Genomic DNA, 19540 nt, shown 5'->3' on the forward strand with positions numbered 1-19540 from the left:
ACTTTCACAAGAAATCGGGGATGGGCATGACTTTTCAAAAATATCGTTTATTAGCTTTAGTGACTTGTATCGGCATGTTCTTAGTGCTCATTGCAGGCGTTCTTGTTACAAATACGGATTCTGGTCGCGGCTGCGGTTCGGACTGGCCATTATGTCATGGGAAATTCGTACCTGCTTATACCGTTGAATCCATGGTGGAATATAGTCATCGGATGATTAGTGGGATTGTGGGTCTTCTTGTTGGTGCGACTTATTTAGTTACTCGCTTCTGGAAACCAGCTCGTAAGAAGGAAAATCTTCTTTATGCAGGTGGTGCGTTGCTCTTTACCGTGATGCAAGCTGGACTTGGAGCAATGGCAGTTGTGTGGGAGCAGTCTTCGCTTGTATTGGCGCTCCATTTCGGAATTTCCTTGTTTGCCTTTACATGTACATGGCTATTGTATGCTCTTGTTAAACGGCAAACTCAGCCGCTATCGACTCAGGAAAGCACTAACCATGCGAAGGTCAGGCCTCCTGCAGCGGTTACCTTGCCGAAGGGGCTGTTCCGCAGCATCATAGCTTTGCTCGTGTATTGTTATGGGGTCATTTATTTGGGGGCGTATATTAGACATACGGAGTCTGGTGGCGCATGCGATGGCTGGCCATTATGTAATGGTGAAGTCATTCCTGAGTTAACTGGAACGATCGGAATTGCCTTTGCCCATCGATTAGCAGCCTTATTGGTGTTAGTGCTAGTCCTTATTCTTGTGATTTATATTCGTAAAACAGTTGGAAAGACTTCCGAATTGGCCTCTATTGCCAATAAAGCTCTGATATTAGTTGTTCTACAAATATTCAGCGGGGGACTACTCTCGTTTACCCTTAGCAATGAGGATGTCTATATCTTCACAGGGTTAATTCATACGATCATCATTTCTGCACTCTTTACAATGCTTGTATTATTGGCGATTCGAACACGTCAATTATCACATGAATAATTTAGGTATGTTTAAGAGACGGCGAATGCTCAATGGTTGTCAGTTGAGCGCGTCGTCTCTTTTACGTTACAATACAATTATGATGTTGGAGTAGTTGCGACAATCTGCAATGTAGTAGGAGGAGAAGCTTTGCTAAGAATGTTGTTCGGAGAAGAGCCAAGAGAGTGGACAGGAATGGCTCTCGATACTGTACAATCGATTGAACAATTCACTTCGCAGGCTTCTAAGCTAGCTGAACGATACCCGGAGCAATCCTCGAAATATCGTACTTATGCGATTTGGGCGGAGGGGCTACTCCGATCGATGGATGAGCTCGAACAAAGCTATTATGCTGCGAATCGTTATGCGGGACTCATTAAGCATACCTACGTGGACGAGCTGTCCTATAAGGATCAGCTTAATTATTACAGGCATGTGTACTACGATAAGAACGCCTATATTCGTGTATTTGCGTTATTAGATAAGCTTGGAACATTGCTTAATCAACTACTTGATCTTCGAACGGAGCGATATAAATCTCGGTTTTCCTATTTTACGATGCTTCGGAACTTGCGGGAAAATCAGCTGCACTCACAATTAATGAAGCCGCTTACGGAGCTGAAGGAACGCCATCAAGGAGCCATGAATCGACTCCGGGATCGTAGAAATTTAGAAATTCACCAGATGAATGCAGAGCTTAAGGATGATCTTACTCAAAAGCTCGCAAACCTAGGAAGCCGTCATACCCTTGAGGATTTGATTGCTAATATGGCAGATTTAGACCAAGCTTGGAAAATGAGTTTGGGATCTTTAAATGAGTCTTTTCAATTTGCCTGCAAGTGGCTTCGTAAGATGGAATAAGCGAGAGTCGGGGATGGGGGAAGCGTGTGAAGCTGTTAGGCAGAACGGCGTTAATAACCGGAAGTGCCAAAGGTTTAGGGCGTCGCACAGCGTTTGAGCTGGCATCGAATGGCTGTGATGTCGCCATTAACTATGTGACGAGTCGTGATGAAGCTGAGCAGCTTGTCGAAGAGATTGTGTTAATGGGACGCAAGGCGTATGCAGTGCAAGCAGATATTGCCAAAGCGGAAGATGCCGAAAGACTCGTCTCGGAAGTTGAGAAGAGGCTTGGTGGTGTGGATATTCTTATTAACAATGCAGGACCATTTATCCGTGAACGTCGATTATTCGCGGATTATAAGACAGAGGATATTCATTATTTAATGAATGGTAATCTTGTTGGAACGATGCTGATGGATCACCGAGTATTACCTGGGATGAGAAGCCGACAATGGGGAAGGATCATCCATTTTGGATTCGGTCATGCTTCTGAAGCGCGTTCGTGGCCTCATCGTGCTGTGTATGCTGCTGCAAAGGTAGGTCTTGTATCGTTCACGAAGACACTTGCTGTTGAAGAAGCAGCGAGTGGAGTCACTGTGAATATGATATGTCCAGGAGATATTCGTGGGGGGAATAAAGAAAAAAGCATTGTAGATGTTGCAGGTGTTCTAGATGATGAATCGCCGCGTGGCCGACCTGGAACAGGGGAGGACGTCGCCCGCATGATCGCGTTTCTCTGTATGCCAGAGTCAGATTTCATTACGGGAAATACGATAGACGTATCAGGTGGGCTAGATCCGATTAGGACGCATTTGAAAAGATAACAAAAAGGCCCTGCCATAGGGCAGGACCTTTTCAAATTCTGAAGATGAAGAAAATCAGAACACTTGAACAACTTCTTGAATGCCTTCGACTTCTTCCAGCAATGCGCGCTCGATACCTGCTTTAAGCGTGATCGTGGAACTTGGACAACTACCGCATGCACCCATTAGGCGCAATTTTACGATACCGTCTTCAATGTCGACCAATTCAACGTCTCCGCCGTCGCGTTGCAAGAACGGACGCAATTTATCGAGAACGTCGATGACTTCATCATACTGTGTGCTTGGAGCATTTGTACTCATAATCATCCACTCCTTTCAAATTCTATTATAGTACAAAAAGTCAGGTTTTCAAACAGACGCTTGTTAGCATTTTGCTTAAAGAAAGGATGATATGGAACTTATGCATATCGTGGAGTACTGTACAAGCAATACGCATCACGGTACAGAGCAAATTATTGAAAAATTGGAACTAGTTCCTGACATAGAAGTTATTGAATACGGCTGCTTGGGCAATTGTGGAGAATGCTACTTATCTCCGTACGTGCTTGTAAACGGTGAGAGTGTAGTCGCAGAAACGGCAGATCAGCTTTATGATCTAGTGCTGGAAGCCATTAAGAACCAAGAGCTTGAACAAGCTGCGTTAGATAAGTTACTTGATGATCTTTAACCGAAGTGACGTTTGCTTTTCCAGAGCACTCCACTCTTGAGCATTCGAGGAATTCGACCGAGTAGTGGAGTTGCTCCCATTAAACCGAATCCAGCTTTTTTACCAAGAGAACCAAGCACGCCCTTAAGCTTAATATGGGATAGCTTCGGTTCTTTGTTGTCCCAACGGGCACGAATGATCTCAGCAACCTGCTTGCCTTGAGCTCCAGCTAGCTGTGCACTAGGGGAGAATGGCTGGCTGGAGCAATCGCCGATGACATAAACTTGAGGAGCATCGGGAAGCTCGTGCAATTCATTAACGATTAGACGGCCCTGTGGGTCCTTAGGGAGCTCCATACGCTGGACGAGCTCCACGGGCTGAATTCCTGCTGTCCATACGGTTACGTCCGTGAGAATGGGCTCCTGACCGTTGTGGATGACACCTTGCTCAAGAGAGGTAATTCCGATGTGTGAACGCATCTCAACATGATGCTCACGGAACCAGTCAGCTACATAAAGCTGAAGTTTACCAGGGAATGCTGACATTACGCTGTTGCCTCTATCGAGTATGCGAATATTAATATCCGCACGACTTTCCCGTAATTCCGCAGCCAATTCAACTCCGCTTAAGCCACCACCAACAATTGTTAGTTGGCCGTAAGGACGAATATCATTAATTTGCTGGAATGTACGGCGAGTTGACGAAAGCGATTGTATACTGCAGGAATAATCGGAAGCACCAGGGATGCCATGGTAGTTGTCTGAGCAACCAAGAGCGATGACTAAGGAGTCGTAAGCAAGAGGCTCTTGATCTGTAATATGCACAAGCTTTTGTTCTAAATCTAGATCGGTCACTTCACCGTACACCATTTGTAGTTGGGGATGCACGGGGAAATTTACACGGATTTCCAAATCGGATACTGTTCCTGCTGCTAAAGCGTAGTATTCGGTTTTAAGTCCTTGGTAAGGCATCCGATCCACGAGAAATAATTGAGCATCCTTCGGCAGGTGCTCCAGCAGTTCCTGAACGACCATTAAGCCGCCATAACCGCCACCTAAGATTACGACCTTACTCATGTAATGAACTCCTTTAGCATTGAATAGCTTTATACGTTTAGTATGACACAGAAGAGCCCCCGTCTACCCGACGGGGAACTCGATTTTACTCGTATATTTTCATTTCATTGTAGAAAGTATCACGTTCAACAGGGATGCGTCCAGCGCCTTTAATTAACCAAACCAAGTCCTCGCGGGTAATGCCGTCTGGTGTTAATGCACCAGCTGCATGGCTGATCTTCTCACGGACAATTGTTCCGTGAGCATCAGAAGCACCCATTGTAAGCGCGATTTGTGTTAATTGGGTTCCAATGTTAATGAAATAGGCTTTAATGTGTTGGATGTTATCGAGCATCAAGCGGCTGATCGCTATCGCCTTCAGATCGTCATAAGCCGAGTTTCTACGACGTATGCTCGCTTTAGGACTAATTGGCTGCATGGATAGCGGGATGAACACCTGGAAACCGTTCGTTTCATCCTGTAGATCCCGGATGTGGAGCATGTGCTGCACTCTTTCCTCCAAGGATTCTATCGAACCATACAACATGGTTGTATGCGTGCGTAAGCCAAGCTGATGAGCCGTACGATGAACGTCAAGATACTGCTGGATATTGGCTTTATTAACCCGCATTTTTTTACGATATTGATCGGATAAAATTTCAGCGCCTCCACCCGTTAAGGTTTCTAATCCATTCTCAATGAGACGTTCTAACACTTCCTTGTAGCTTAAGCCGGAAATTCGGGAAAAGAAGTCGATTTCTGCAGCGGTATAAGCTTTCATCGTTACATTTGGATATTTTTCCTTCAGGGCACGAATGGACTCCACATAATAATCAAAAGGAACAGTAGGATTATGTCCGCCGACGATGTGGAATTCGCGGACGCCCGGATGAATATGCTGCTCCACGTAATCGATCATTTCTTGTGGGGATAACGTATAAGAGCCTTCTTGCCCTTCATCCTTGCGAAAATTACAAAATGCGCAATGTGCTTCGCAAACATTAGTGAAATATAAGCTCATGTTTTCAATAAAATAAACCTTTTTACCATTTTTCTTCAAATTAACCTCGTTGGCTAATTGTCCGATCGTTAGCAAATCATCAGAGCGGTAGAGGAAAATGCCATCATCCAGGGATAACCTTTGACCATTTCTGACTTTTTCGGCGATTTCCGCCATTTGGCGATCGGGGTGCGTCGTAACAAGTGTCATGACATCCGCCTCCTGTAACCCTTCATAGGGTACTCGTACTTAAAAGTGCAATAGTGTAGCAATAATGTTTGTGAAAAAAATAACTTAGAAGGTTTGCAGACAAACCACAAGATGAATAACTCTAAACATTATAAACCTCATCATAAACCTCGGCAACTGTAAAAGTAAACGTATAAAAGATAACTGAATAGGGAATGAACTTGAATAATAAGAAAATTATGGTTATATTAATGAAAATATCGAACAAGGCGGTGTATTCAACTGAAACCGGAGATTTTACCACTGAGCGAGCTGGAAAAACTGGACGAAGCAGAAAAGATTCAAACGCTTCAGCAGTATCGGGCGGCCTATACCATTAAAGACTTAAGTCATGCTTGGAAACTATCCAATCCGATTCAATATTATATGTGGCTGAAGAAACAAAGAATTTATGAGCAAATCGTGAGACGTGCAGATAAATTCGAGCCATCAAAAGAATGGAAGAGAATGCAAGAGTTAGAGGCGCGTGATTTGGATCGGGGAGATCGGGGTCGGATACGCGACTTGTCTGCAGATCAATTCCGCTATGCCTTAGATACCGATTCAACAGGACCAGAGCTAGCTATGGTTTTCCGACGCTTAGCTGATTTCTTGCATAATGAGAAGGGTCATTTTCGTTGTCGGATCGAGCTTAAAGCAATTGCTCAGCAAATTGCAGGCGATACCTCTCTTGAGGCATGAGACTCTCTGGAGTATACTTAGGGAGAGATCAAGCAGCGAGTAGCTAACGATCCATCCGCACAACTTGCGTATGAAGACGTTGCTCGCAATTTGGGAGGGAATCATCGATGGTAAACATAAGCGAGTCAGCTACAGGTAAAATTCAAGAAATGTTGGCTGCAGAAGAAAGCCCGAATTTGTTCCTACGCATTGGAGTCCAAGAAGGCGGATGCAGTGGTTTTTCATATGGCATGGGATTCGATGATGAGACTCATGATGGCGATAAAGAGTTGGAAATTGGCGGAGTTAAAGTCGTCGTTGACGGCGATAGCATGAAATATTTGAACGGCCTGGAGATTGACTGGAAAGAATCCGCCATGGGCGGAGGCTTTACGATCAATAACCCGAACGCAACTGCAACTTGCGGCTGTGGCTCGAGCTTCAGAACGGCAACAGAAGCGGGCAACCCTGCTGCTGATCCTTGCTAAAGCCTGCTATAAGAAATTAAAGCGGCTCGGTTTGATTACGGTAAGTAGCGGAAATAATCGCTAGGGTACCGGAGTCGAGCCGCGCCTTTTTTGTGTTTAGCGTGTCATTATTTTTCACCGACTAGTTTGAATTTTCCAGACGTCGTATCTCCGATGTCGTGGTATTCTATTGATAGGAACACATTTTTGTCTTTCCATTTCGGTAAGATGCTGGTGCTTTTTCGTGCCATCCTGTAATATTCTTTTACTTCTGCAACAATCTCCTCACCCTTCGTGCGAAGTTCATTATCTGTTAAGTTAAATTCGCCGTCCCCTTTGTATAAAGATTCTTTTCCCCTAAGCATTCTTATTGTTATCAAAACTTCAAACGTCTCATCATCGGGATCGAATAGTAAATGCAGTTTGTCTACTATGAATTCGTCTGTAGATACTAAAGACTCCGCTCCATGCTGTACCATCTGTAATGCGGACATTTTGGACATAAAGGAAATGCCCTTCTTGTAGTCGGGTGTAAATACAGCATCTCCTTTCATTGTTTCGATAGAACTACTCATTTGTTTGAGTTGTGTTTTCATTTTTACCTTATCAATATACAGAAATATAACAAAATAAAAGGAGAGTGCCGCCAGAGAGAGAGCAATAATTGAGATAATACGGTAAGCCTGCAATTGGGAATTTAAGTGTGAACGCTCTGCTTGCTGCTCCAAAATATAACCTCCATACATAAATTGGGTATAAAAACCAATAATTCGACATGATCCAATTAAATCCTCCAATATTACATTATGTGCTTTAATAATTACCTGAAAAAGGGACGAATAGCGAAGAGTAACAACCGAATGAAAAACGAAGTAACATCTTCAATAAATAGGATGTAGCAGGCGAAATCAAATTACTGAAATCTGTGGGTGAAAGTGGTAGGTTTTCCAAATGTGCTAACATTTTCTTAATAGTTTTCCGTTAACTTCCCAAAAACTATCCAGCTATGATAGAGGGAGAATACGATAATTGCGTATATTCTATTCCAATGAATGTTCTCAACGGAGGGATTTGCGATGCACTGCAATGTAAGAATAATTAAGAAAAGGATCGAATATTTGCGCAAGGAGATGATATTGACCTTTATCCAGAATGGTGCAGATACGAGTCATCCTGAAGTGTTACATCTTTCTCAGTTGCTCGACAAGCAGCTTAACTGCTATGAAGAGTGCTTGAGAGTTCAGAAGCATGGAAAAGGCTTTGTAAAGAGGATGACTTGGAGTCAGCAGTTAGGCTGACTTTGAAATAAAGGCACATTTCCAGCGTCATCCATCCAAGAACCTGTCCGCCTTGTAGAGTATGTATAAGTATACCCTCAGGAAAGGAGCCTCATTGGATGGAGGTTACGATAAGTCGGCAGTTGGCCAGCAAGTGGCTGAAAACGAATGCATTGCTTACCAATCCTTATATTGCACGGCATATCCCATCTTCGCGATTGTTTACTCCGACGAATCTTCGAGTAATGATCTCGAGATTCGGGATGGTCGTCGTGAAGCCGGTTTGTGGTGCAGGAGGGATCGGCGTCATTAAAGTCGAAAAAATAGGCAGAGCATACAAGCTCACGCATAAATCGAATACACGTACGTTCTCTAGCTTTGACGGACTAATACGTGCATTGAACGCAACCCGTCGAAAACGGGCTTATTTAATTCAAAGAGGTATTCACCTTGCAAGGATTGGTGGAAGGCCTATTGATTACCGAGTCAAATATGTCAAAGGAAATGGCATGTGGACTTATCGTTCAATGGTAGGTCGATTAGCTAAACCAGGGCTGTTCGTGACGAATCTTTGTCGGGGTGGCACTCAGATGACGGCTGCCCAAGGAATTCGTCGTTCTTTGTCCTCGAAACTTGTGAGTGCGAAAAAACGCGAAATGCGACAATTGACGAATGCCGCAACCACGCTATTGGAAAGCCGTTATCCGGGTGTTGGGCATCTAGGGTATGACTATGGAATCGACCGAAACGGACATGTTTGGATACTTGAAGTCAATACACGACCGCAGTAACTTGCTAGATGCGACAATGTTTTCTATAGAAACCTCTAATTGAATATTTTGCGGTTATGAAAGTTATTTATGCGGAGCTTTAAAATGGATTCAATAACAATCTGTGTATAACTTCATCCACAAAACACACATTGTAAACAGTGGCTTTTTGGCATTTTTCAACAATTTACTCACACCTTGTGCACACTCACCTGTGGATAAGGTGTGAGCTTGTCCACAAAGTTGAGGACATGCTATGATGCTTTCACAAACCTCACCAAATGAATGAAAGGGTGTGTGAATCATGTTACCTCAACTACCAGATGATATGTTGCTGGATGCTTACCGTAGTGCGCTTCGTTTGCAATTGGAAAAGGACTTTGTACGGATGCTGCGATCCGAGATTCGAAGAAGAAATCTGTTCGTACTGGAAGAGCGGGTATTTTAGATATGCCAGGTGTTAATTTCGATTGTAAATGGAGTATGACAGGCGACGCAGCGAACGGTATGCTGGCAAAGGGTCTCATCAGTGATTGTAAGAGCATCTCCTTTGGCGAAGAGAATGGGTTCATAGGGAGAGTAAGGGCCATCCCAATCGCTCCAACGACCTTCATCTTCGGCAGCGGAGCCACAATTCGGACAAGAAACTTCTAGGGGGCTCAGAGCATTGCAAATCGGACAAATCAAAAGGGCATCCTCCTTAGTCACCGGAGTTATTCCGGGTTACTAAGGTAGGATGCCCTTTGATTACAATTTCATATTGCTACTGTGACCAGGAGATAGCTTAGCAGCTGGATCCACATATACTTTGGCATTATTGATTGCTGTTGGAGCTTCCCCGAATCCGACGGCTATGAGCTTGAGCTTCCCCGCATAGCTTGTAATATCTCCGGCAGCGAAAATGCCAGGAATACTCGTTTCCATTCGAGAATCTACAATAATAGAACCGCCTTCTATATGAAGACCCCACTCCGAGATCGGACCGAGAGAGCTTACAAATCCGAAGTTGATAATCACTGAATCGACTTCATGGACGGATGTTACACCAGATTTAACATCTGTAAGCGTGACATGAGTGATTTTATCTTCCCCTTGGAGATCAGTAATCTCTGTTGGCGTTATCACTTTGACTTTAGATTGCATGAGCAATTCAACACTATGCTCATGCGCTCGGAATTTATCACGCCGATGGATTAATAGAACTTCCTCAGCGATGGGCTCAAGCATAAGCGCCCAATCCAACGCGGAATCTCCACCGCCACTAATCAGAACCTTTTGGCCACGGTAACGCTCCAAATCACTGACGAAGTAATGAAGATTGGATTTCTCATATTGTGCGGCTTGCGGTAATTCCAATCGACGGGGCTCGAAAGCGCCAACGCCAGCGGTAATAATAACGGATCGTGCATGATGAGTGCGCTTATCGGTAATAATTTCAAAGATGTGATCATCGATCTTGCTTACTTGTGTTACTTTTTCTTCTAAGTATATCTGAGGTTGAAAATGATCCATCTGCTGCTTAAGGTTATTGACTAGCTCTTGAGCAGTTACTTTCGGAAATCCAGCAACATCATATATATATTTCTCAGGATACAACGCTGCTAGCTGACCTCCAAGTTGAGGCATACTTTCAATTATACTGACTGACATTTGTCGAAGACCGCCATAGAATGCTGCGAACATTCCAGCGGGGCCTCCGCCAATGATGGCGACATCCACATTTACAGCAGGTTCGTTAGACTGATTCAAAGGGTGACACCTCCGTTTATAAGCCTTATTGTAAAGGAACTAAACGTATTCATTATAAACTTGACGAACAAGCATGAAAAGGACTTTGTAAAGATGTCCAAATATATTCGTGAAAAAGAACCTTGAAAATTGTTGGAAAAGCCTATATGATCAAATCTGTAGATCTCCGGTATGTGACATAACGGAGAACATTGTGTAAATTTTCACAAACTAAACACACATAGGGATTGGATGGGATCATCAATGAGCAGTATACCGAAAATTGTTATCCTTGGAGCAGGCTATGGCGGTGTGTTAACCTCGCTTCGGCTGCAAAAGGAGTTAAACTATAATGAAGCGGATGTAACCCTAGTCAATAAACATGACTATCATTACATCACGACTCATCTGCATATGCCGGCAGCGGGTACGGATAACCCGGAAAATGCACGAGTCAACATCTCCAAGCTGATTGATGAATTTAAAATCGACTTCGTTAAATCGACAGTTGTACAAATTCGTCCTCAAGATCGCAAAGTTATTCTGGAAGATGGCACACTTTCTTATGATTACTTGATCATTGGTCTTGGTGGCGAGTCGGAAACTTTCGGAATTCCTGGACTAGGCGATTATGCAATGAACATTCGGAGTATCAACTCTGTTCGCTTAATTCGTGAGCATATTGAATATCAATTCGCACGCTTCAAACGTGAGCCACACCGTACAGATTATTTGACTTTCATTGTCGGTGGCGCAGGATTTACAGGAATCGAATTTATTGGTGAGCTTGCGGATCGTATTCCAGAGCTTTGCAAACAGTTCGATGTGGATCCAGCATTGGTGAAAATCATTAATATTGAAGCTGCGCCTACAGCATTGCCGGGGTTTGATCCTGAGCTTGTTGAGTATGCGATGCAAGTTCTACAAAAGAAAGGTGTTACGTTCCGCATCGGCACTGCGATTAAAGAATGTACTCCGGACGGCGTAATTGTTGGCGAAGGCGAAGAAATCAAATCGCAAACCGTTATTTGGACCGGCGGTGTTCGTGGTAACCGTCTAATTGAAGAAGCTGGTTTCGAAACGATGAGAGGCCGCGTGAAGGTTGACGAATTCCTTCGTGCTCCTGGTCACGATAATGTTTATATCTTGGGTGATAACTCACTGGTATTTAATCCAGAAGGTCGTCCGTACCCACCAACAGCACAAATGGCGATGCAACAAGGCGTTAATTGTGCACACAACCTGGTTGCTTCTATCCGCAACCAACCGCTTAAAACATATACTTTCCAAAACAAAGGTACTGTTGCATCGCTTGGTAAAGGCGAAGCGATTGGCGTAGCATTCGGTAAGAAGTATAAAGGCCGTTTCGCTGCAATGTTGAAGAAAGCTATCGATATTCGTTATTTGTTCATCATCGGTGGTATTCCGTTAGTTCTGCGCAAAGGTAAGTTCTTCTAATGAGACACTGCAGCGTTCAAGTGCGGGGCCTGTTAACGAGAAGCGAATTGGATCGTTACAATGCGCTGATGGAAGTAGGCTCATATCTGGAATCGCAAAGCAGGTACGATCTTGTGGCAACGGTTCAAGCGGAAGTGGATTTGCTCATTCAGCCGGGTATTGAGCGGTTGAAGGAGAAAGGCCGCGAGCGGGACCGTATGACACAGGAATATTTAGAGGAAAAGCGTCGCGCAGAATGGGAAGCTCAAATGCGTGCAGTAGAAGATGAAGATTAATGATGAGAGTCGGATTCAGATCCCCTTAGGAATAAGGAGTTCTGAATCCGGCTTTTTGTTAAACGTATGAGTTGCTGATCTCTATTCGGTGTAAAATAGAGAGGAATACATAATCATTCAGGGAGGGATCACGATGTCCGCACGAATTGAGAAAGATTCTATTGGAAGTAAAGAGGTTCCGAATTCCGTTTATTACGGTATCCAAACGCTTAGAGCCGTGGAAAACTTCCCGATAACAGGCGTACCCGTCCATCCCGAGCTTGTTATCGCTTTGGCACATGTGAAGAAAGCAGCTGCGCAAGCGAACATGGAGCTGAAGCATCTCCCTCATAAGATCGGACAAGCGATCATTCAAGCGGCGGAGGAAGTCGCACAAGGGCAATGGGCGGATCAATTTATTGTTGATTCTATTCAAGGTGGAGCAGGAACTTCTATTAATATGAATATGAACGAGGTGCTCGCGAATCGGGCATTAGAAATAATGGGATATGACAAAGGTGATTACTTCCATTGCAGTCCCAACAACCATGTGAATATGTCCCAATCCACGAATGACGCGATTCCCACTGCATTAAGAATTGCTGCACATACCTTAACGGGACAATTGTTAAGTACAATGCGTGAGGTGCAGCAAGGATTCACACGCAAAGCATTAGATTTCGATGATGTGATTAAGATGGGGAGAACGCATTTACAGGATGCTGTTCCAATTCGGATGGGGCAGGAATTTGGAGCGTACGGGAAGGTACTGGACCGGGACATCGGTCGAATTACTCGTGCATCGGAAGGATTGCTTGTCGTCAATATGGGGGCAACTGCTGTAGGGACGGGGCTCAACGCGACTGTGGAATATATTCATCTTGTTGTCCAGCATATCGCTGATGACTTGAGAATACCCATTCAATCGGCTGCTGATTTGGTTGACGCGACACAAAATACGGATGCGTATACAGAGCTTTCCGCTGCGCTGAAGGTATGCGCAGTGAATTTGTCAAAAATCTGTAATGACATCCGAATGATGGCTTCAGGTCCGCATGTTGGATTAAACGAGATCATGCTGCCACCGAGACAGCCAGGTTCCTCCATTATGCCGGGGAAAGTCAATCCGGTCATGGTAGAGGTTGTGAATCAGGTCGCTTTCCAGGTCATTGGAAACGATCATACGATCTGTATGGCATCAGAAGCAGGTCAATTCGAGCTGAATGTGATGGGGCCTGTTATCGCGTTTAATCTGTTACAGTCGCTCCAGATGATGCAGAGAGCTCTAGATGTCTTTAATCGATTTGCTCTGGAGGGCATGGAAGCGAATCGAATAAGATGCCAAGCTTATGTGGATAAGAGCTTCGGTATCGTAACGGCTCTGAATCCTCATCTGGGCTACGATGTTGCCGCACAGCTGGTGAAAGAAGCGACGGCGACGGGGATGACGATCAAGGAGCTTATTTTGGAACGAGGATTGTTGACGCCAGAGGAAATCAATGAAATTCTTGACCCTGTACAAATGACTACTCCAGGAATTGCGGGGGAGAGATTGTTAAAGGATCAGCCTTGAAAAAGGAAATAGAAAAGTCCGTGCCTGATCGCGTTTGCGAATCAATGCACGGACTTTATTAAATAGGGAGCGGGAGCATACTAACCTTGTAGCAATTGTGTAAGCGAGCTTCCACTTAAAATATTGCCAACATAGAATGCACCGAATTCTCCGTAACGAGCGCTAACTTCGTCAAAACGCATTTCGTATACGAGCTTCTTAAATTGTAACGCATCGTCCGCGAACAAAGTAACGCCCCATTCCCAATCGTCAAATCCGACTGATCCTGAGATGATTTGTTTAACTTTGCCTGCGTATCCGCGGCCAATCATTCCATGGCTTCTCATGAGAGTTTTGCGATCTTCCATCGGGAGCATGTACCAGTTGTCTTGCAGATCACGTTTCTTATTCATCGGGTAGAAGCAAATATGCTTGCTCTTCGGCAAGATCGGCTTCAAGCGAGCAACGATTTCTGGGACTTGATAGGGATCTACTCCAGGAGCAGACAAATAATTGCTTAGTTCAACAACACTGACGTAAGAATGCTCCTTACGAGTAAAGCGAGCGAAGCTTGAACGATTGAACGCATTTTCGATTGCGTTTAATTCCTCTAACGTTTCGCGCAAATGCATGAAGATAAGATCAGCCTTTTGTCCGACGATGGAATACAAGGCCAAGCTTCCTTCTTTACGCTCTTCTACAGCTTCCCATTCCGAAACAAGCTTCATAAGCTCGGTTAGAGCAGTATCCTTCTCCGCTGGAGATGCTGCATTCCAAGCCTGCCAGTCGATACTGCGCAGGTCATGTAATACATACCAACCATCCAATGTTTGAGCGGCTTCACTCATGAATCATCTCTCCTTCTTGTCCAACATATCCCTCCCATTGTAGCCCAACTGAGAGGGGGGGAGCAAACCGTTATCATCGTACTTTATAATAAAAAGGGTCATCTTTGCTCGTTTGTTCACATCTCATTCACACCCTGCTCGTTGACGGGCGGGGAACCAACTTGTAAACTGGTACTGTAAACTATTTTGGAGGGAAGCATAATGCTCGGTGGGGTTCTCGGTGGAATTTTGTTTGCTATTGTCGGCTCGATGCTCTGTCTCGTTCTATTTTTCGGCATCGGTTTCATATTGAACATGCTTATTAAGACAACTTGGTTTCCATTTTGGTTGTTCTTAATTATCGTAACACCGTTAGGGATTTGGCAGCTGTGGCAAGATGACATTAGCGTAACAGAAAATATACAGTCTATGCTCGTGTCGGACATGATTCTCATTGTTGCAGGAGCTGTTGGTGCTTATTTAAGTGGCTGGGCAATCCGGGCATTGCGACGCGGTGGATACAAAATGTTCTAAAGTGCGGTTAGGGGGAGTCTTATGCTCCGGTTATCGGAAGGTAAAAGGATGGCGAAGTACACACTCGTAGGCGGTTTGAATACGGGGGTGGATTTCGCTATTTTTTGTTTGTTAGTTTACGGATTGAGTATGGGCTCCATTGGGGCGCAATTGATATCCTATCTAGCAGGTGTGGTAAACAGCTATTTGTTGAACCGTTACTGGACATTCCAGGTCAAGAGCAAGCGGAGTATGACTGAATTGATCCGGTTCATCCTTGTTAACGTTCTCTCTTTCGCTGCGGCAACGTTAGTATTGCTTAGTTTGGAACAGTGGGGCGTTGAGACCGCATTCGCGAAAATCGTATCCATCTTCTGTTCCTTGGTTGTTAATTATGCGGGATATCGCTTGTGGGTTTTCAAGGGAATGAATCAGCAAGGAAATCAAGCATCAGAACAGTAGGCTATGAATAGATGATTTTGTATGAGCGGAAGAAGTCTTAATTTACATATCTTCGGGATAGTGGTTTTATGCTACAATAGAACAATCATTATCTAGCAGAAGAGAGTTGTCGGTCCCGTCATGCGCGTATCAAATGTGATGGAATTTACGGAAAACCACCGTTATTTTACTAGTCGTGACTTTGCCCTCAGTGGGTTGGATCGCAAAGTTTTCATATGCCTCTATCAACCGATGGTAGGCGCGATTTCAGCTGCACTCTATCATTTGCTCTATCATCAATTTGCGGACGACAGCGCAGGGTATTCCGCACCTGAGCCGCAACGCAAGCTATTTCTCGGTCTCGGATTAGAGCTTAACGCGACAGGACGTCAAACGGCCCTAGAGGCTGCGTCCAGGCTTGAAGCTGTTGGTTTACTCCAGGTTTACCGCAATCATAATCCTTTAACAGAAGAATCTATATATGAATACGTACTTCTACGACCACTTAACTCCGCTGAATTTTTCTCTAATTATCATCTCACACTTCTACTTATGGACAAAGTTGGGAAAAGCGCACTGTTAGAGCTGCGTGAAGGCTTTGCGGTAAAACAGCCACCTGAGCTCGCTCGTTTCGTTAATCGGGAAGAGGCGACAATTCCGTTCTATGAAATATTCCATATTAGTTCGGCAGCAATGGACTCCGAGCTGGAAATGGGATGGGCGGAAAGCGCCACTGCGAAGGAACGGACGCCAACCTTTCAGCCACAGGAACGAATACGCCACAGCGACATGTTGTTACGTTTTCCACGTGGCTCCGCTAATCGCGGGTATGTAGAGCGGCTCAATCGGGCGCCGGAATCGATGGCGCAAGTGAATTATTTGGCTTACAAATTTAATCTGGAAGCACCGGAAATTTGCCGTCTGCTTGATGAGGATGGGGTATTCCATCCTGACGGTACATTGCTATGGGACGAGCTCCAGCATCGCGCGAATCTTATGTATCGCCAAGATCGCAAGCGAGATGAGGAGCGGGAACGATTCCAAGCACGCGGGGAGGAGCGACCGGTTACTGATCTTACGGATCGGGGAACAAGCGCTACACCGCAGCTAGACATCCCTGAGCGGTTTCAACAAGATGTCACAGTCGCACGGTACAATGAGATGCTGTGGCGTGAGCCTTATACCCGAATGCTTGAATGTTATTTTCCAGGGGCTGTACCAGGTCCGTTTGTGAGTATTTTCGAACGGATAGACTTGAATTATAAATTGCCTGAGCCGGTTATTAACGTCCTTATTCATTATGTGTTTTCCCTAGGTCAGGCCCAACGGTTAACTAAGCCTTTTGTGGAAGCCATTGCATCTAATATGTTGGCCAAAGGTATCGATACCCTTGATAAAGCGATCATGTACATACGCGAGCAAGAGAAGCTGAATGTTACATTGGAACGTAAGCGTCGTGGGGAAGAACCTGTACGGGCGGGTGCGAATGCCTATGGCACACAAGCGCAGGGGCGCAACACTCGGCGTAAGCCGGCGATGTCGGTCGTGAAGGATAACGGACCGGTAGATGAGGTAACACCGGAGGAAATGGAGAAAATGCTGGAGCTAGCTAGAAAGCTTCAAGGTGATAGTTAAACCTCTCCTATGTAGCCAGACTTGCTTAAGAGGAGATACTCAGCTAGTTTACTTATTACTTTCGTAAGGAGGAACGGGAAATGGAATCATTGGGAGAGTCGCTACGCCGTATGCCTCCGATACAAGGGTTAGCTAAGTCGGAGGAGATTGCTAGGCAAGTTCTAAGTGATCCGATCGTTCTCAAGCTGCGTTCCCGTTACCCTGAGCTAGAGGAGTCAGTGTTACGGGCGAACTTGAATCGCTTATATCAGATGACTACGGAATATCGTACCTGTAAAGAGTGTCCAGGTCTAGATAAATGTCCGAATGATATGCAGGGTCATTCGACAGGTATTAGCTGCGTTCAATTGAATGGGCGTTGGCAGCTAAATGATTACAAAACAGCCTGCTCAAAATGGACAGCCAATGAACAACAGGAACAAATTCGCAAAAGAATTACAAGCTTCTATGTAGATGAGACCATTCTCGGGAAAAATTACGTTGAGGCAGAAATGATCCAGTTGGATGCCAATCGCGCTCTGGCTGTTAATCAATTGCAGAACTATGTCCACACAACGATCAATGATGGACTCCAAAAGAAAGGTCTCATCTTAAAAGGTGACTTCGGTACGGGTAAAACATACTTAGCTGGATACCTCCTTCAGAAGCTAGCCAAAGAAGGATACTCAGGTGTAATCGTGTATATGCCGGAGTTCGTGGAAGATGTTAAAGCGATTATGTTCGAACCTCAGAAGCTTAAAGAAACGATTACGCTCATGAAAGATGCCGATCTTCTTGTATTCGATGACATCGGTGCGGAAAATTTAACGCCATGGGTTAGAGATCATGTGCTTGGAGCCATATTGAATCACCGGATGAATCGCAAGCCCACCTTTTACACGTCGAACCATGATCTGGACGATTTAGAGAAGCATTTCAGCTTCACGCATAAAGAAGGCGAAGAGATGCACAAAGGGCAACGATTAATGGACCGTATTCGTCCTTTCGTTGATGTCATACATGTTCGTGGTCGGAATCATAGGGGCTCTTAATATAAAGGATAAGAATGGGTTATCTCTGAAGGTCAATACGACCGGATGGATAGCTCTATTTTTTGCGCTAAAATGATTTATCAATTTTTTTTATAGCACTTATTGACAGCTAGCAAGTTCACCTGTTATCATAACTCCAATACCTACTAAACAGGTATGAATTATAAGAATATTGGGATTAGACTACCGGGCATCCGGCGTCTGATGGAAGAGTAAAGACCATCAAATGAATAATAGGGGTGCATGAAAATGAAATCATTTAAAAAACTTACATCGATCGCGATTGCGGCATTACTCGTTACGGTACTGTCAGCATGCGGAGCTAACAATAAAAATAATGAACCTTCGGCAGCGGCTAGCGGATCTGTAGCAAGTCCAAGTGCAGTTGCGAGCGAAACTGCGAAAGTTCCGGATGATATCGAGCTACTCAATGTCTCTTACGACCCAACACGCGAATTGTATGAAGAGTTCAATAAAAGCTTCGTTGAATATTGGAAAGAGAAAACGGGCGGTAAAATTACGATTAAGCAATCTCATGGCGGTTCAGGCAAGCAAGCTCGTGCAGTCATCGATGGATTGAAAGCCGATGTCGTAACTTTAGCGCTTGGCTATGATATTGATGCGATTGCTGAGGCGGGCGCATTAAAAGCGGATTGGCAGAAATCCTTCGAGCAGAACAGCACTCCTTATACCTCAACAATTGTTTTCCTAGTCCGTAAAGGCAATCCGAAAGGGATCAAGGACTGGGGCGATTTAATCAAAGAAGGAACTCAAGTCATTACTCCGAATCCGAAAACTTCAGGTGGAGCACGTTGGAATTACTTGGCGGCTTGGGGATATGCAACTAAGACACTCGGATATGATGAAGCACAAACCTTAGATTTCCTTAAGCAGCTGTTTAAGAATGTGCCCGTATTGGATACAGGAGCACGCGGATCGACAACTACGTTCGTAGAAAAAGGAATTGGTGACGTCCTGCTAGCTTGGGAAAATGAAGCTTATCTTGCATTGAAGGAATTCGGCGATGACTATGAGATCGTAACGCCTTCGATCAGTATTTTAGCTGAGCCCCCGGTTGCAATTGTTGATAAAAACGTAGATAAGAATGGTAATCGCGAGGCTGCTGAAGAGTATCTGAAATATCTTTACACAGAGAAAGGGCAGGAAATAGCAGCGAAGAACTTCTATCGTCCGCGTCTTCAATCCATTGCAGACAAATACAAGGACCAATTTGGACAATTAAATTTGCTAACGATTGATAATGACTTCGGTGGTTGGAAAGAGGCTCAAGCGAAGCATTTCGCAGATGGCGGAACGTTCGACAAAATCTACACACCGGGATCCTAACAATGGGCCG

At 44.6% G+C, this 19540-nt stretch carries 24 protein-coding genes; 17 read left to right on the forward strand and 7 right to left on the reverse strand.

Annotation, left to right across the window (positions count from 1 at the left end):
• Positions 1 to 26: 26 nt before the first annotated feature.
• The 3 genes from M1K58_RS15685 to M1K58_RS15695 all read left to right on the forward strand — a co-directional run bounded on the left by M1K58_RS15685 (position 27) and on the right by M1K58_RS15695 (position 2620).
• Complete coding sequence (locus M1K58_RS15685) at positions 27 to 977, forward strand: COX15/CtaA family protein (protein WP_256759797.1); 951 nt, start codon at positions 27 to 29, stop codon at positions 975 to 977.
• A 138-nt stretch (positions 978 to 1115) separates the two neighbouring features.
• Positions 1116 to 1817 carry a Cthe_2314 family HEPN domain-containing protein gene (locus tag M1K58_RS15690; protein ID WP_256760311.1) on the forward strand — a complete coding sequence of 234 codons (702 nt, stop codon included), beginning with the start codon at positions 1116 to 1118 and terminating at the stop codon, positions 1815 to 1817.
• Positions 1818 to 1849: 32 nt separating this feature from the next.
• Complete coding sequence (locus tag M1K58_RS15695; RefSeq protein WP_256760312.1) at positions 1850 to 2620, forward strand: SDR family oxidoreductase; 771 nt, start codon at positions 1850 to 1852, stop codon at positions 2618 to 2620.
• A gap of 54 nt (positions 2621 to 2674) precedes the next feature.
• Here the strand turns inward: M1K58_RS15695 and M1K58_RS15700 are convergent, their stop codons facing one another.
• Positions 2675 to 2920, reverse strand: coding sequence for a NifU family protein (locus M1K58_RS15700; protein ID WP_115994096.1), 246 nt, complete (start codon positions 2918 to 2920; stop codon positions 2675 to 2677).
• 100 nt (positions 2921 to 3020) lie between these two features.
• Between M1K58_RS15700 and M1K58_RS15705 the strand changes: the two genes are divergently transcribed.
• Positions 3021 to 3287 (forward strand): YuzB family protein, encoded by a 267-nt coding sequence (locus M1K58_RS15705; protein WP_256759799.1) that lies wholly within the window; start codon positions 3021 to 3023, stop codon positions 3285 to 3287.
• On the opposite strand, the gene M1K58_RS15710 is transcribed toward M1K58_RS15705, so the two are convergent.
• Both M1K58_RS15710 and mqnE read right to left on the reverse strand, forming a co-directional pair.
• Complete coding sequence (locus M1K58_RS15710; protein WP_256759800.1) at positions 3284 to 4342, reverse strand: NAD(P)/FAD-dependent oxidoreductase; 1059 nt, start codon at positions 4340 to 4342, stop codon at positions 3284 to 3286. The two genes, M1K58_RS15705 and M1K58_RS15710, sit on opposite strands and share 4 nt — an antisense overlap.
• Positions 4343 to 4427: 85 nt before the next feature.
• On the reverse strand, positions 4428 to 5531 hold the full coding sequence (gene mqnE / locus M1K58_RS15715) for an aminofutalosine synthase MqnE (protein ID WP_256759801.1): 1104 nt from the start codon (positions 5529 to 5531) through the stop codon (positions 4428 to 4430).
• A 441-nt stretch (positions 5532 to 5972) separates the two neighbouring features.
• On the opposite strand from mqnE, the gene M1K58_RS15720 reads away from it, so the two are divergent.
• A complete protein-coding gene (locus M1K58_RS15720) occupies positions 5973 to 6251 on the forward strand; it encodes a hypothetical protein (RefSeq protein ID WP_256759802.1) in 279 nt (92 codons plus the stop codon).
• Positions 6252 to 6358: 107 nt separating this feature from the next.
• On the forward strand, positions 6359 to 6718 hold the full coding sequence (gene erpA, locus M1K58_RS15725) for an iron-sulfur cluster insertion protein ErpA (protein ID WP_256759803.1): 360 nt from the start codon (positions 6359 to 6361) through the stop codon (positions 6716 to 6718).
• A 107-nt stretch (positions 6719 to 6825) separates the two neighbouring features.
• Here erpA and M1K58_RS15730 read toward each other — a convergent pair whose 3' ends face one another.
• Positions 6826 to 7425, reverse strand: a complete 600-nt coding sequence (locus tag M1K58_RS15730; RefSeq protein ID WP_256759804.1) for a hypothetical protein — start codon at positions 7423 to 7425, stop codon at positions 6826 to 6828.
• 348 nt (positions 7426 to 7773) lie between these two features.
• Here M1K58_RS15730 and M1K58_RS15735 point away from each other — a divergent pair, with 348 nt between their 5' ends.
• From M1K58_RS15735 to sda, 3 genes are all read left to right on the forward strand, one after another.
• The gene (locus M1K58_RS15735; protein ID WP_256759805.1) at positions 7774 to 7995 is read left to right on the forward strand and encodes an aspartyl-phosphate phosphatase Spo0E family protein; all 222 of its coding nucleotides are present in this window, start codon (positions 7774 to 7776) and stop codon (positions 7993 to 7995) included.
• A gap of 98 nt (positions 7996 to 8093) precedes the next feature.
• Positions 8094 to 8765, forward strand: a complete 672-nt coding sequence (locus M1K58_RS15740) for a YheC/YheD family protein (RefSeq protein WP_256759806.1) — start codon at positions 8094 to 8096, stop codon at positions 8763 to 8765.
• A gap of 283 nt (positions 8766 to 9048) precedes the next feature.
• Positions 9049 to 9192 (forward strand): sporulation histidine kinase inhibitor Sda, encoded by a 144-nt coding sequence (gene sda / locus M1K58_RS15745; RefSeq protein WP_256759807.1) that lies wholly within the window; start codon positions 9049 to 9051, stop codon positions 9190 to 9192.
• Here the strand turns inward: sda and M1K58_RS15750 are convergent.
• Positions 9189 to 9431 (reverse strand): hypothetical protein, encoded by a 243-nt coding sequence (locus tag M1K58_RS15750; protein WP_256759808.1) that lies wholly within the window; start codon positions 9429 to 9431, stop codon positions 9189 to 9191. The two genes, sda and M1K58_RS15750, sit on opposite strands and share 4 nt — an antisense overlap.
• Before the next feature lie 60 nt (positions 9432 to 9491).
• Entirely contained in the window at positions 9492 to 10493 is a 1002-nt protein-coding gene (locus M1K58_RS15755) for an NAD(P)/FAD-dependent oxidoreductase (protein ID WP_256759809.1), read from the reverse strand.
• Positions 10494 to 10736: 243 nt separating this feature from the next.
• On the opposite strand from M1K58_RS15755, the gene M1K58_RS15760 reads away from it, so the two are divergent.
• The 3 genes from M1K58_RS15760 to M1K58_RS15770 all read left to right on the forward strand — a co-directional run bounded on the left by M1K58_RS15760 (position 10737) and on the right by M1K58_RS15770 (position 13757).
• On the forward strand, positions 10737 to 11930 hold the full coding sequence (locus M1K58_RS15760) for an NAD(P)/FAD-dependent oxidoreductase (protein ID WP_256759810.1): 1194 nt from the start codon (positions 10737 to 10739) through the stop codon (positions 11928 to 11930).
• Positions 11930 to 12205 (forward strand): hypothetical protein, encoded by a 276-nt coding sequence (locus M1K58_RS15765; RefSeq protein ID WP_256759811.1) that lies wholly within the window; start codon positions 11930 to 11932, stop codon positions 12203 to 12205. The genes M1K58_RS15760 and M1K58_RS15765 overlap by 1 nt, the downstream gene beginning before the upstream one ends.
• A gap of 133 nt (positions 12206 to 12338) precedes the next feature.
• Entirely contained in the window at positions 12339 to 13757 is a 1419-nt protein-coding gene (locus tag M1K58_RS15770; RefSeq protein ID WP_256759812.1) for an aspartate ammonia-lyase, read from the forward strand.
• Between the two features lie 80 nt (positions 13758 to 13837).
• On the opposite strand, the gene hemQ is transcribed toward M1K58_RS15770, so the two are convergent.
• Entirely contained in the window at positions 13838 to 14584 is a 747-nt protein-coding gene (gene hemQ / locus M1K58_RS15775; RefSeq protein ID WP_256759813.1) for a hydrogen peroxide-dependent heme synthase, read from the reverse strand.
• Between the two features lie 201 nt (positions 14585 to 14785).
• On the opposite strand from hemQ, the gene M1K58_RS15780 reads away from it, so the two are divergent.
• From M1K58_RS15780 to M1K58_RS15800, 5 genes are all read left to right on the forward strand, one after another.
• Positions 14786 to 15097 (forward strand): YuiB family protein, encoded by a 312-nt coding sequence (locus M1K58_RS15780; protein ID WP_256759814.1) that lies wholly within the window; start codon positions 14786 to 14788, stop codon positions 15095 to 15097.
• Positions 15098 to 15118: 21 nt separating this feature from the next.
• Positions 15119 to 15538 (forward strand): GtrA family protein, encoded by a 420-nt coding sequence (locus M1K58_RS15785; protein ID WP_256759815.1) that lies wholly within the window; start codon positions 15119 to 15121, stop codon positions 15536 to 15538.
• 120 nt (positions 15539 to 15658) lie between these two features.
• On the forward strand, positions 15659 to 17152 hold the full coding sequence (locus tag M1K58_RS15790) for a DnaD domain protein (protein ID WP_256759816.1): 1494 nt from the start codon (positions 15659 to 15661) through the stop codon (positions 17150 to 17152).
• Positions 17153 to 17232: 80 nt separating this feature from the next.
• Complete coding sequence (locus M1K58_RS15795) at positions 17233 to 18183, forward strand: ATP-binding protein (RefSeq protein ID WP_256759817.1); 951 nt, start codon at positions 17233 to 17235, stop codon at positions 18181 to 18183.
• Between the two features lie 249 nt (positions 18184 to 18432).
• On the forward strand, positions 18433 to 19530 hold the full coding sequence (locus tag M1K58_RS15800; protein WP_256759818.1) for a sulfate ABC transporter substrate-binding protein: 1098 nt from the start codon (positions 18433 to 18435) through the stop codon (positions 19528 to 19530).
• Positions 19531 to 19540 lie beyond the last annotated feature (10 nt).

This window comes from Cohnella sp. WQ 127256 (genome assembly GCF_024519285.1).
Lineage (GTDB): Bacteria > Bacillota > Bacilli > Paenibacillales > Paenibacillaceae > Cohnella.

Bases quoted from the DNA above. Each gene is read 5' to 3' on its own strand.
- M1K58_RS15780 (WP_256759814.1), top strand. From the start codon at position 14,786: ATGCTCGGTGGGGTTCTCGGTGGAATTTTGTTTGCTATTGTCGGCTCG.
- sda (WP_256759807.1), top strand. From the start codon at position 9,049: ATGTTACCTCAACTACCAGATGATATGTTGCTGGATGCTTACCGTAGT.
- M1K58_RS15700 (WP_115994096.1), bottom strand. From the start codon at position 2,920: ATGAGTACAAATGCTCCAAGCACACAGTATGATGAAGTCATCGACGTT.
- M1K58_RS15795 (WP_256759817.1), top strand. From the start codon at position 17,233: ATGGAATCATTGGGAGAGTCGCTACGCCGTATGCCTCCGATACAAGGG.
- erpA (WP_256759803.1), top strand. From the start codon at position 6,359: ATGGTAAACATAAGCGAGTCAGCTACAGGTAAAATTCAAGAAATGTTG.
- M1K58_RS15770 (WP_256759812.1), top strand. From the start codon at position 12,339: ATGTCCGCACGAATTGAGAAAGATTCTATTGGAAGTAAAGAGGTTCCG.
- M1K58_RS15735 (WP_256759805.1), top strand. From the start codon at position 7,774: ATGCACTGCAATGTAAGAATAATTAAGAAAAGGATCGAATATTTGCGC.
- M1K58_RS15740 (WP_256759806.1), top strand. From the start codon at position 8,094: ATGGAGGTTACGATAAGTCGGCAGTTGGCCAGCAAGTGGCTGAAAACG.
- M1K58_RS15785 (WP_256759815.1), top strand. From the start codon at position 15,119: ATGCTCCGGTTATCGGAAGGTAAAAGGATGGCGAAGTACACACTCGTA.
- M1K58_RS15760 (WP_256759810.1), top strand. From the start codon at position 10,737: ATGAGCAGTATACCGAAAATTGTTATCCTTGGAGCAGGCTATGGCGGT.
- M1K58_RS15800 (WP_256759818.1), top strand. From the start codon at position 18,433: ATGAAATCATTTAAAAAACTTACATCGATCGCGATTGCGGCATTACTC.
- hemQ (WP_256759813.1), bottom strand. From the start codon at position 14,584: ATGAGTGAAGCCGCTCAAACATTGGATGGTTGGTATGTATTACATGAC.
- mqnE (WP_256759801.1), bottom strand. From the start codon at position 5,531: ATGACACTTGTTACGACGCACCCCGATCGCCAAATGGCGGAAATCGCC.
- M1K58_RS15765 (WP_256759811.1), top strand. From the start codon at position 11,930: ATGAGACACTGCAGCGTTCAAGTGCGGGGCCTGTTAACGAGAAGCGAA.
- M1K58_RS15710 (WP_256759800.1), bottom strand. From the start codon at position 4,342: ATGAGTAAGGTCGTAATCTTAGGTGGCGGTTATGGCGGCTTAATGGTC.
- M1K58_RS15790 (WP_256759816.1), top strand. From the start codon at position 15,659: ATGCGCGTATCAAATGTGATGGAATTTACGGAAAACCACCGTTATTTT.
- M1K58_RS15705 (WP_256759799.1), top strand. From the start codon at position 3,021: ATGCATATCGTGGAGTACTGTACAAGCAATACGCATCACGGTACAGAG.
- M1K58_RS15685 (WP_256759797.1), top strand. From the start codon at position 27: ATGACTTTTCAAAAATATCGTTTATTAGCTTTAGTGACTTGTATCGGC.
- M1K58_RS15690 (WP_256760311.1), top strand. From the start codon at position 1,116: ATGTTGTTCGGAGAAGAGCCAAGAGAGTGGACAGGAATGGCTCTCGAT.